The organism is Nostoc sp. DedQUE09, from assembly GCF_034530915.1.
Lineage (GTDB): Bacteria > Cyanobacteriota > Cyanobacteriia > Cyanobacteriales > Nostocaceae > Nostoc.
The window spans coordinates 9808-21090 of record NZ_JAVRCE010000098.1 but is presented as its reverse complement, the minus strand read 5'-3'; the positions used below and the strand labels follow the sequence as shown (position 1 = coordinate 21090).

General features: G+C 41.9%; 11 protein-coding genes and 2 pseudogenes. 4 read left to right on the top strand and 9 right to left on the bottom strand.

Features of this window, described 5'->3' with window-relative positions; translation table 11 throughout:
• Positions 1-127: 127 nt before the first annotated feature.
• Positions 128-1573 (bottom strand): MFS transporter, encoded by a 1446-nt coding sequence (locus RMY27_RS33660; protein ID WP_322669142.1) that lies wholly within the window; start codon positions 1571-1573, stop codon positions 128-130.
• A gap of 264 nt (positions 1574-1837) precedes the next feature.
• Here RMY27_RS33660 and RMY27_RS33655 point away from each other — a divergent pair.
• The 3 genes and pseudogenes from RMY27_RS33655 to RMY27_RS33645 all read left to right on the top strand — a co-directional run.
• A pseudogene (locus tag RMY27_RS33655) lies at positions 1838-2193 on the top strand (IS701 family transposase); the annotation flags it as partial.
• 120 nt (positions 2194-2313) lie between these two features.
• Positions 2314-2466 carry a hypothetical protein gene (locus tag RMY27_RS33650; protein ID WP_322669141.1) on the top strand — a complete coding sequence of 51 codons (153 nt, stop codon included), beginning with the start codon at positions 2314-2316 and terminating at the stop codon, positions 2464-2466.
• 58 nt (positions 2467-2524) lie between these two features.
• The gene (locus RMY27_RS33645) at positions 2525-3067 is read left to right on the top strand and encodes a universal stress protein (RefSeq protein ID WP_322669140.1); all 543 of its coding nucleotides are present in this window, start codon (positions 2525-2527) and stop codon (positions 3065-3067) included.
• Positions 3068-3327: 260 nt separating this feature from the next.
• Here the strand turns inward: RMY27_RS33645 and RMY27_RS33640 are convergent, their stop codons facing one another.
• The 6 genes from RMY27_RS33640 to fni all read right to left on the bottom strand — a co-directional run bounded on the left by RMY27_RS33640 (position 3328) and on the right by fni (position 8861).
• Entirely contained in the window at positions 3328-3525 is a 198-nt protein-coding gene (locus RMY27_RS33640; protein WP_322669139.1) for a hypothetical protein, read from the bottom strand.
• Between the two features lie 544 nt (positions 3526-4069).
• A complete protein-coding gene (locus RMY27_RS33635; RefSeq protein ID WP_322669138.1) occupies positions 4070-4216 on the bottom strand; it encodes a hypothetical protein in 147 nt (48 codons plus the stop codon).
• Between the two features lie 50 nt (positions 4217-4266).
• Positions 4267-4494, bottom strand: coding sequence for a hypothetical protein (locus RMY27_RS33630; RefSeq protein ID WP_322669137.1), 228 nt, complete (start codon positions 4492-4494; stop codon positions 4267-4269).
• Positions 4495-4956: 462 nt separating this feature from the next.
• A complete protein-coding gene (locus RMY27_RS33625; RefSeq protein WP_190940497.1) occupies positions 4957-5196 on the bottom strand; it encodes a hypothetical protein in 240 nt (79 codons plus the stop codon).
• Positions 5197-5777: 581 nt separating this feature from the next.
• Positions 5778-7613 (bottom strand): signal peptide peptidase SppA, encoded by a 1836-nt coding sequence (gene sppA, locus RMY27_RS33620; protein ID WP_322669136.1) that lies wholly within the window; start codon positions 7611-7613, stop codon positions 5778-5780.
• A 177-nt stretch (positions 7614-7790) separates the two neighbouring features.
• Entirely contained in the window at positions 7791-8861 is a 1071-nt protein-coding gene (gene fni / locus RMY27_RS33615) for a type 2 isopentenyl-diphosphate Delta-isomerase (RefSeq protein WP_322669135.1), read from the bottom strand.
• Between the two features lie 152 nt (positions 8862-9013).
• Between fni and RMY27_RS33610 the strand changes: the two are divergent.
• Positions 9014-9397, top strand: a pseudogene (locus tag RMY27_RS33610) (Uma2 family endonuclease); the annotation flags it as partial.
• Here RMY27_RS33610 and RMY27_RS33605 read toward each other — a convergent pair.
• Together RMY27_RS33605 and RMY27_RS33600 are read right to left on the bottom strand one after the other, a co-directional pair.
• Complete coding sequence (locus tag RMY27_RS33605) at positions 9384-10034, bottom strand: abortive infection family protein (protein ID WP_322669143.1); 651 nt, start codon at positions 10032-10034, stop codon at positions 9384-9386. The pseudogene RMY27_RS33610 and the gene RMY27_RS33605 sit on opposite strands and share 14 nt — an antisense overlap.
• A gap of 577 nt (positions 10035-10611) precedes the next feature.
• Positions 10612-11004, bottom strand: coding sequence for a hypothetical protein (locus tag RMY27_RS33600; protein ID WP_322669134.1), 393 nt, complete (start codon positions 11002-11004; stop codon positions 10612-10614).
• Positions 11005-11283 lie beyond the last annotated feature (279 nt).

Here is an 11283-nt window from a genome sequence, read left to right as displayed (position 1 = left end):
TCACCGCCAACCGTTCCGGTGTGGCGGGAGTACCCTTGCGGAGGTCTAGATGGATAGTACAGTTAGACAATTATCCTGGGTTTTGACCATTTGTAGCCTCCCATCAACGGACTAAGCCACATAATTGTTAAATCGGTACTCTTTGCTGCTTGACTGAGAATAGGACTCGCCAAAGCTGACCCAGAGATACAGAGCCTTGCTCCTGAACAAAAACCAAGGGCAAGAGAGCAGCTGTCCGTAGGACGGCTGAAAGAACAAACAGTCCCAGTAAACCACCGGCACCAGGCAGAGTAGCCAGAAAGCTACCAGCTATGATTCCCATTGCTCCAGTGACACCAGCTACCGCTCCGGCGATCGCAAAGTAAGTGGATTGATTAGTCACCGGTGCCACTCCCATCATCAGATTGTTGGTACACAGGTCTATGGCTGCCCACGTCCCAGATCCCAGCACGTGTAAAAAGGGCAACCATATCCAAAGGGAAATTGAATCATTGCCAGCTACTAACCATAATAGAGGCGTCACCGCCACCAAGATTCCTACTAATAACATGATCGGACGATTCCCAATCCGGTCAGACAGTTTACCCCAGAAAACTAGTAGTAGCATGTTAGCACCAGATCCTAAACCGTTATAGATTGTTACTAAGCTGACATCTATATTTAGGTTATCTAGCATATAGAGGTTAAAGAAGGGAGCGCTGACGTTAACGGCAAAGCACCAGATGGCAAGGTAAAGCAGCAACTTCAAAAAATTGGGGTCATTCAGGAAGCGAAGATGTATCCCGCTGCGGTATGGTTGGGGTATATCTGACCCCACGACTTTTAAAAGCTGCGGGTTCACATCGCTCATCCAGAACTGACAGCCCTGACTAAGCAGCCCAACTACAATTCCTAGAACCAAGATTGCACCGTAGCCTTGGAGCGTTCCACTAGGCCAGATTGATACTGCTAGACCCAGCAACGGCACACCGATGAGATTCATCAAACTGAGAATACTATTGCGAAAGCCAAAATACCGCCCCCGCAACCGCCCAGGTACTAACACAGCCGTCCAGCTCATCCAAGGAGCACGGGCGAAAGCTTCAATGATATTAGCCACTAACATAATTCCCAATGTCAACAGCACCACTTGGTGCTTAGTGATATGGTTAGAAGAGCTGACCAACCAAATCGCTGGCACGAGAATTATCCACAGTAGCCGCGCCGGGATAAAAACGCTCATGCAATACCAGTTGAAGCTGCTACTTCGTTCTACCAAATAAGCTCCCAGAGGTTGGAGCAGATTCACCAGCTGAGGAATAGAGGCAAGCAGACCAATTTCTACTGGCCCGGCACCCAGCTCTAGCAAGAAATTACTGAGCAACGCTGAACCGATGATACTGTAAAAAACCGCAGCAAAAAGACTCTCAAGAGTTAATGCCCTGAGACTTGTGCGAATTTGCGGTTTAGAAAGTTTAATAGGCAGATTTGTGGGAAGAATTACCGTTTCTATTAATTCTTTATTCTCTGGGATTTCCTGAATGGGGAGAGGGATCTTTTTTAGTAAGCTTTCGTCTTCTACTTCCTGGAACATACTGAATAGCCAAAATTTAAAAAGAGTTAACGCGACCTTAATTGCTGGTTTAATGTAGAGAGCCGTAGGCGCATCAGCCTACTGGGACAATCTTTTTGAAAGATACGTTAGGGAATGAGGGGTTATTAGCCCTGTTGTGTCACCTCATATTTAGTATAATAAAATACGAAAATATAATTAAAATACAGAGTATGGCAATTAGCCCTGTTGTGTCACCTCATATTTAGTATAATAAAATACGAAAATATAATTAAAATACAGAGTATGGCAGAGCCTTGCTCACCCGTACAAACCATCAACTTTGTGGACGAATATTGTCTGTTGTATAAAAATAAAAAGCTGTTTTCAGATATTAGGCTTTTTGAAACATTTAAGTATCTACATATAGGAATATAGGATGTATTTCTGATTTAAAACGAAAAGCCTCCCAGAAATAGCAAAGATTATTGGATTAGATAAGTATTAAGGGCTACATCATTTCTTAACAATCTCATCTTGCTTGAGATGTAGAGAAGTTAAGAGCTTTGGGTTTAGAACTAATTTTATAGATACTAAAAGGTAGACAAATCATTTTAATTATGAATGAGACAGGAGATAGAAAGAAAGAAACTAAGATTGATCTATGTTTAGTTGTGATTTAGATAGACTAGGGCTACAGTAAGGAGAAGTTCACCCAAGCATTTTTGCAGATTTGTGGTGCCAAAGTTGAAATTATCAAGCGAACCGAAGCATAATTTCAGGTGTTGCCAAAACCTGGGTTGTCGAGTGTACATTTGGGTGCTTTCGCTGGTTGCATCGCACAAGCCACGGACTATGAACTATTGTTAGGCGTGAGCGAGTTGATGAGCGAAACGGCAATGGTGCGCTTGATGTTGGAGCGCCTTGCTGCCTAAAGAGAACCTTTATGAATCAGCTCTTATATGGAGTCACAACAGTTTGGAGAAAGTCTATATGTTTCACAAGATTCTAGTTGCAATCGACACCTCTGCATCTGCCAAGGATGTCTTTGATAAAGCCTTGTTCTTAGCAAAAGCGAGCAAGGGCAGCCTTATGCTGTTGCATGTTCTGTCGGGTGAAGAACAGAACAAAGTAAATATACCTATACTTCCCAGGCAGGATTACTATCCATATCCCGTGATGAGTAAAAAAACTTTGGAGTTCAATCAACAGCAGTGGGAGGTTTTGGAAAAGCAAGGTCTAGAGCTACTACAATCGTGTACAAATGAAGCAACTCTAACAGGCGTGAGTACAGAATTCATCCAATCCCCTGGCAATCCTGGTCAAACCATCTGTAAATTAGCCTCCACTTGGGGTGCTGACCTAATCGTAGTTGGACGTCAGGGTCTATCTGGTTGGAGTGAGTTAGCCTTGGGTAGTGTCAGCAATTACGTACTCCACAATGCTCACTGCTCAGTCCTAACTATGCAACACATATCAAAAATGAATACTGAATCTGCTCAAGACGAATCAAGCAGAGTTAGTGCATCGGATTAATATAATTAAAGCTAAACTCAAACTACTATAGAGTCGGAGTAGTCAGCGAGATATTCAGGAAGTGAAACCATTGTATGTTTATCAGAGCGCTCTGATATGGGGTTCAGCCGGGATACGCGCAAAACAAGACACGTTGTAAATTTTTGTACGGCACAGATAGTAAGAATTTGAGGCTTTTAAATTTCAAATGGGAATGATACTAAAGCAGCTTAGTGATTGTACTGAATATGTTTTAGACTCATTCCCAGTAACAATTTGTATTAAGCTAGCGACATCGGTCTCCATGCGGAAATTATATCTTCTAGCACAAATAATCTCTTTTGAGAATTGGCAGTTTCAGTTATTAAAACTTGTAGCGTTACGGTATACACATTGTTGATTATTTGGTGTCCGTAACCAATGACTTTTCCTAACTGCCCAGTTTGGGAATTTAGTACATACTCATCAATGGTGAACATAACAGCAACCTTTCCAATTGGAAATAAGATGATGAAGGTGCATTTAAATGCATCTTCTAATCAAGTCTAAATGTAATAAATAACGTTTATATGTACGATTTCGTACATATAAACTTAAAATCATTCCTACGAAATAGAGAATTAATAGGGCAGCTATACTCAAGTCATAAATAACATTTGAAAAACAAAACAAGTTCTTTAACTTCTGGTATATGGCGTTTAATAATCACATGAGGTACATCATATTCCCCTCCTCGCTTGCGGGGAGGGGGTTGGGGGTGGGGTTCTTGTACCTCACTCAACTGAGAACCGCTGTATGCCGAAAGTTAAAGCCATTCATTTTAAGTTGATTGGAAAATAAGTGAGTAACAATAAGACTCTACTTTCATCAAATAAAATTAACTCGGACAATCACTTTCACCTAAAATTACCACAATTGCTCAATTGGTGGACGCGAACATTTAAGAAGCACGGCAAGATACAGAATTATGCCATAAACCATGAGGCGTAGTAGCAGGTGGATTTGCTGTGAGTTTTACTTCTCCTACTCTTGCACATAGTCGTCACACTCACACTCGTGCATCTGGTTGAGTTGGCAACGAAACGCCTGACGTTTTTCTACTGCAATGAAACAGACCAACAGTTTGTTGACCAAAAATCGCTGTTGAAGATTGAACAGTGTGACAACCATTAGCTGATTAAATTTTTACTTATGTGTCACTCAGGAAGTAAATACACCCTCTAAAGGACTTCTGTAACGCCGAACTGGACAGGCTTGTGCAATGTTGCCCACTTTTTACAAGCTTGTGTGACGAGTTGTATCTCTTCTTGCGCCAAAAGCTCGTTTGGGAACCCAGATGCTAATATCTGAGCTACTTTTATCGCTATTTCGGATTCCACACCGTACTTTACTAGTTGTGTATAAAATAAGTCTTCATTCTCTACAGACATTAAAAGCTTAAGCTGCATAAATAAGGCGGTGTTAAAACTTAACCTTGGAATTCCAGATAATTTTGGTTCTTAATTAATTAGTATAAAAAATCTGATTATTAGCATCTGTCCGATTTCGCACATAGAATCTATCGCGCTTGTTCGATGAAAGGCGATCGCTTGGCAAAGCACTAGGGCAGATAGAATTGGCTTAGAAATTCTTCCTTATTTGGCTCTAGCGATAGTCATAAAAGAGAGCTAACTGCCATGATAATTTTGTAGTTAAAAACCACATAAGTCAGGATGATTGACCGTCGCTAACTAGTCCAGAAACCTAATCTAACCCGAAGTTTCGGGTTAGTGGTAGTTATAGCAAAGTGCTGAGTGCTGAGTGCTGTTAGCGGTAGCGGGGCGTTTAGCCCGTGCTGAGTAAGAACCCGGTCGTTTCAAGCCTTTGAGCAATCAACACTGTCCTAACCTATGTGACTACGGCTATAATGCTCAATCTTCATGCCGTAATTGCCAGACTGCACCAAAAGCGGCCCCAGCCCCAGCTAACAATCCGGTACTCATTCCTTGGATAGTTTTTTGGATTGGATCTTGGGTTAGACACTCACTTGTAACCTTACTATCTCCCAAGCAGAGATTACTTTCTGCCCAACCAGCAGTACCTCCTAAAATTACACCAGTTATACTACAGGAAACAATTAGCAGCAAAAGGCGTTGCGTTTTTCTAGCCATAGATGGATGTTTTACTCAATTTTGTACTTTAGAATTTACAGTGGCTCAGTATGTGAATAAATTGGTCTGGATAAAGAATTTTAGATTTGTCTATAGTTAAGCCACTGTTTAATCGGTCTGCTTCAGCAAAATTTCAAATCTAAAATTCTGTCAAAAGTTAGAGATTTTAATTTACTTTTAACTACTTTACACATCTATACAGCAAATGTCAGCTAGTTTAGGCTAACGAGGGCAACCTAAATGAGGTTCGGATAAAATAAGTTGCCTATCGATAACCTTTGTAGAGACGTAGCATTACATAGTCTCTACACACCATAAGATTCCACCCACAACCTTAACCGAAGCGTGTTTGAGTCCAATCCATTACAATACTGCTCGCTTTGTGCATTTTCAACTCGGCATTGGGTTTGGGGAAAAGGTTAAAGGGTAAAGGTTAAAGGTTTTTTCTTTCCCCTTCCCCCCGCCCCTTATCCCCAGAGGGGGCCCCACCTTCCCCTTTTCCCCAAAACCCGACAAGTATTGCAATCCATTAGCCTCGGCGTAGTTGGTGAGTTGCTGCCCACCGATGCTCAAAAAAGGATCTACTCAATCTTTAAGTTAAAGGGCAACCGGGCGTAAACTCCCTGTGGATCGTTCATCTTTTGCAAAATCTCTACTTCTTGTTGTAATTTCTGGAATTCAGCGGTGAGGGGATTAGCTGATTTAAGTTGTGCTGACTCAATCCCGAAAGCAGTCCGTGCCTCTTCTGTTGCACGCCCAAAAAAGCGTTCTCCAAAGCTGCTAGTGCGAGGATATTCTTGCACTTCCCAGTCTTCTCCTAGTTTTGCCTCCTTGACAGCATAAGCGATCGCAGTATTTAAACCGCCAATTTCATCCACCAAACCAATATCTTTGGCCGCCTCACCCGACCAAACCCTTCCTTGAGCAATTTCTGCCACTTTTTGTTCTGGGAGTTTCCGACCTTGAGAAACTTTATTCAGAAACATATTATAAATACGGTTAACACTGCGCTGATAAATTTCTAATTCTTGAGGCGATTTCGGACGCGAAACTGTTTGACTATCAGCATAGCGTGCGGTTTTCACCGAATCCCAGGTAATGCCATTATCATTAGCCAGCTTTTGCCCATTGAATAGCACCCCAAACACACCTATTGAGCCTGTAATCGTATTTGGTTCGGCAAAAATGCGGTTAGAGTCGCTAGCAATCCAATAACCACCAGAGGCGGCGACATCACCCATTGATACCACAACTGGTTTTACCTCACGAGTTAATTTCACTTCTCGCTGCATGACTTCAGATGCGGTAGCGCTACCACCAGGACTATTAATTCGTAATACAACAGCCTTCACATCTTTATCTTGTCGTAGCCTGTTGAAGATTTTCGCAAAGCGCTCGCCTCCTACTTGTCCATCTTCTCCTTTACCATCAACAATCTCGCCCTCAGCATAAACAACGGCAATTTGATTTTTGGAGTTACGTTCTACACCCAAAGATTTACCAGAAACTTGTGCGTAGCTATTCAGGCTAATTTGTCGGAATGTTTTGTCTTCTTTATCGCTATTGGTCAACTTTTTCAAGTCAGCGACAACTTGATCGGGGTATTGTACTCGATCGACTAAACCGCTAGTTTTGGCTTGTGTAGCTTCTAGTAAGGACTGATTATCTGCGATCGCTTGCAACTTATTGGGTTCAATTTTCCGACTTGCGCCGACAGCAGTGCGCCACTCTCCCCAAACATCATCCAACAATTTCTGAGTTTGTTCGCGGTTTTCTGGACTCAACTTGTTGAGAATAAATGGTTCAACAGCTCCCTTAAATTTCCCTACTCGCACGACTTGAACACCAATACCATACTTCTGTAATGCTCCCGTTAAGAACATTGGTTGTGAACTCAAACCGTTGACTTCCATCATTCCCAGAGGATTAAGGACAATGGAATCTGCCACTGAACTAACGTAATATTCCTTTTCACTCCAATCACTGCCGTATGCCACAATCTTTTTCCCCGCAGCGCGAAACTCCTCCAGCGCTTTCCGAATTTCTTTTAGAGAGGCATAGCCGACGTTACCAGTTTGGCTTGTGTTGGTTGCATCCAGATAGATGCCAACAATGCGCGGATCGCGCCGCGCCTTTTCCAAAGTTTCTACAACTTTGCGGAGTGCCATTCTATCTTCATCGACACCTGATATTGTGTTTTGAAACAGTTGGCCTGAACTAGGCTCGCCATCAGTAATTTTCATTGACAAGTCAAAAACCAACACTGACTTATTTTTCACATTTGGCCCAGTATCTTTAGACGAGCTAGCAGCCAATATCAGCAAGAACAGTCCAGTGGTTCCCAGACCAGCGAAAATAATTAGTCCTAGTAAAGTGCCAACTAAACTAGCAAAAGTTTGTTTGATAAAATTACGCATTAGTTATTAGTCATTGGGCATTGGGCATGGGGCATGGGGCATTGGGCATTGGGCATTGGGCATTTATAAATGACAAATACTTCTCTACGAGAGGCTGCGCGTAGCTTGCTTCCCCGCAGGGGTACGCTCAGTACAAGTGACAAATGACGAATGACTAATGACTAATGACCTATTTACCTATTCTATGCGCTGTAAACTGCCAGAGTGCTTTAACTGATGCAAGCTGGCATTGCCAGTACAAAATAAAACTGTGGTGATTTCAGCGATTAATACTTCAGCGAGTTCCGCGACTGCTGTCTCTGATATTGCTGCTGCTTGTAAGAAAGGCATTGCTAAACCAGCTATATCTGCTCCCAAGGCGATCGCAGCTGCAACATCCAATCCATGACGCAAACCTCCCGAAGCAATTAAGGGCACATCTTTGGCGTAGGCGTAGCCCGTCGTAGACATCGCTCTAATAGTTGTAATGCACTCTGCTGTCGGTAAACCCCAATCGGCAAACGTCCTTCCTAAGCGACGTTGTAAAGGATTTTCTGCCCGTTCGCTTTCTACTTTTGCCCAAGAAGTACCACCCGCACCCGCGACATCAATTGCTGCTACCCCAGCGGCGATTAGTTTCTCGGCGATCGCTGCTGAAATGCCGTTACCTACTTCCTTCGCAATTACTGGTACTGGCAATTTTGAGCATAATGTAGAAATCTTGTCAAGCAAGCCGCGAAAATTAGTATCACCTTTGGGTTGAATGCACTCTTGTAAAGGGTTAATGTGTAAAATCAAGGCATCAGCTTCTAAAATATCAACTACGCGCAAACATTCATCTAAGCCGTACTTGTAGTTAAGTTGCACAGCCCCCAAGTTTGCAAATAGCAGAACATCGGGCGCATACTTGCGGACAGCAAAAGTATCAGCCACCTGTGGTTTTTCTACTGCTACGCGCTGGGAACCGACACCCATTGCAATTTTGTAGTGTTGTGCGACTTGCGCCAAACGTTGGTTAATCATTGCGGCTTGTTCTGTTCCGCCAGTCATGGAAGAAATTAACAAGGGTGCGCCAAGGTGTTTCCCCAGGAAAGTTGTACTGATATCAATATCGTCGTGGTTGAGTTCGGGTAAGCAAGAATGGGTGAAACGATAACGTTCCAGTCCATTGGTGATTTGATCGCACTGAACATCTTCTTCTAAACAGATGCGAATGTGATCGGCTTTGCGATTCTGAGTTTGTGCAGAGATATTGGTAGGGGCGTTCACTGGTGGGTATGGCTAAAGTATTGGCTTGCGATCGCTATTGTTACATTGTCTGCAACTGTATTTGTATAACAAAAATATTTATTTTCGCTATCTTTCGGGTACGTTACGCTATTGATCACAGAACCATTCCCCCATTTGATGAGCTAATTAATATGGTTTTACAAACAGAAAAGCGCTACACCTCAGAAGAATATTTGGAATTAGAAGAGAACGCTGAATATAAAAATGAATACAGGGATGGAGAAATTATACCCATGACAGGAGGAACAACTAACCACAACAAAATTGCACTTAATTTTTGTCGCAAATTTCCCCTGACAGTGCAAGGACAAGATTATGAGATTTACATAGGGGATGTGAAATTATCAATCCCTCGTTATCGCCTTTATACTTATCCTGATATTATAGTCATCAAAGGTAAGCCTATTTATGAGGGAACAGGGACAACAACTATTACTAATCCCTTATTAATTGTTGAAGTCTTATCAAATTTAACTAAAAATTATGATAAAACAGATAAGTTTAAATTGCACCAGTAGTATCGCTGTCTTTCTGCTTTTGCATTTGATACTCCTTCGTTTCAAATAAAAAGTCGCACAGTGTTTTAGCCGAATTAACTGCTAATCTTGCGTGATGCTCCAATGGTTTATACGAAATGACATGAGAATCGCTCATCGTATTTCGTAGAGTAGCCAAACCAGAAACTATGCTTGTTAACCCAGAGAGGATTTGCCTCAGACATTCTGCAAGACTTTCTTGCCCTGGAGAAAGATTAAGATGTTTTTGAACCCTTTTATAAAGTTTCGGTAGGTTCCCATCAGACTCCGGTGGATTATGATCAAATTCTTTTTCAATTGCAGACAAAACTGCCTCAACGAGAGATCGTGCGTTAGTAATTGCTCCATCAAAATCGCCTTCAGCAAGTTTCTTGTCACATTTTTTGATTTGCTCATCAATAAAAATGTGTGTTATCTCAACCGAATTTTCATAAGGATGTAACAACTCGATTTGAGAACGACCTAATTTATAAACTTCCCATTTCTTTCCCGCAAGACGTAATTCATAATTATCAAATTCGAGAAATTGGTTGAGATGTTCAATTGCAACGTTAATATCGAGTTCCTTTCCAAGAAAATGACGAGGATCAAGAGCCGAAACCAGGATGTCTTTCATGGTTGGCGTATCATTGAATTCACGTAACTTCTCCTCGGCATAATACCAACGTGAAGGAAAACCATTACCGTATGTATCCTCCGAACCAAATTGATTAAAAAATGAAACCAGTTGTGCACCAGTTCGATAAGGTGAACGCTTTCCATCACCTGTAATAACAGAGCCAAGAGCTGATATTGTTTGTTCCGATAATTTCACACTTCAACCAACCTTTATTACCCGACTAACAATTCTAAAGTACTTCCCCTACCAAAGACTAAGCCACCTAACTATTTAGTATACGGAAAGTTTTATACAATCTTTTTCATGATAAGCGCCATTTTAAAAACATGGAAAGCGCAGAAATTGAAGCATTGATGCGATCACCAGTCACTTAGTTTCGGGTAAGGCATACACTCAAGCTCCCAACTAAAGCATTTGATCGCGCTATTCATTATAGTGTGCAATTTATTGTTAGATAACAAGGAAACAAGCAGCAGTCGCATCCTGTTTGCTGGTGAGCTAACTACTAAGGTGTGATCGTGCGATCACCAAACATGGGCATCATTCACGGTGAATGATGCCTATTTGTTGCTCATTACGCCGTTTGTGTAGCAGCCGCTTTTGAGTCTGCGGTGGATTTTAACCGCGTGATAGTGGCTTTACGAATGCGATCGCTCTTGCGTACCCCGCCTATCATCTCGTATTCCCGGCTATCTTTGCCATACTTCAACACTACACCACTAACCAAGCGTTCTGAAGTTTCCCGAATGGTCTTTTCAAGGGTTTCTATTTGTTCCTTTGCTGAGTCAAGGGCAGTTAGCATCATATTATACTGGTCAATCTGGTTGCGGAGTTCTCCGGTTAACTGGGTTAAATTGTTTAAGCTGATCGAATCACCAAAATCTAGGGTAGAATTAATCGATTTAAATCCGATTACTCTCTGTTCGGTTTTTTCTAGTACGGTAGAGCTTCTTTTTTGGCGTGGCATCAATGCAGACTTTTTACTAAACTTTCTCTTTCTAGAGTGTCTCAATGGAGCAATGTAGTGGTTCAGTAAAACTTGCAAAAAAAGGTGTTTTTTGTAATAAGATTGGAATAATAGCTCAGTAATTACACGACAATAAACTCGTCTTTTGGACGAATAAGCTCGTGTTCTGAACGAATAAGCTCGTGTTCTGAACGAATAAGCTCGTGTTCTGGACGAATAAGCTGGTGTTCTGGACGAATAAGCTGGTGTTCTGGACGAATAAGCTGGTGTTCTGGACGA

Coding starts and splice junctions, on each gene's coding strand:
- RMY27_RS33635 (WP_322669138.1), bottom strand. CDS start 4,216: ATGGTTGTCACACTGTTCAATCTTCAACAGCGATTTTTGGTCAACAAA.
- sppA (WP_322669136.1), bottom strand. CDS start 7,613: ATGCGTAATTTTATCAAACAAACTTTTGCTAGTTTAGTTGGCACTTTA.
- RMY27_RS33640 (WP_322669139.1), bottom strand. CDS start 3,525: ATGTTCACCATTGATGAGTATGTACTAAATTCCCAAACTGGGCAGTTA.
- RMY27_RS33600 (WP_322669134.1), bottom strand. CDS start 11,004: ATGCCACGCCAAAAAAGAAGCTCTACCGTACTAGAAAAAACCGAACAG.
- RMY27_RS33625 (WP_190940497.1), bottom strand. CDS start 5,196: ATGGCTAGAAAAACGCAACGCCTTTTGCTGCTAATTGTTTCCTGTAGT.
- RMY27_RS33630 (WP_322669137.1), bottom strand. CDS start 4,494: ATGCAGCTTAAGCTTTTAATGTCTGTAGAGAATGAAGACTTATTTTAT.
- RMY27_RS33660 (WP_322669142.1), bottom strand. CDS start 1,573: ATGTTCCAGGAAGTAGAAGACGAAAGCTTACTAAAAAAGATCCCTCTC.
- RMY27_RS33645 (WP_322669140.1), top strand. CDS start 2,525: ATGTTTCACAAGATTCTAGTTGCAATCGACACCTCTGCATCTGCCAAG.
- RMY27_RS33605 (WP_322669143.1), bottom strand. CDS start 10,034: ATGAAAGACATCCTGGTTTCGGCTCTTGATCCTCGTCATTTTCTTGGA.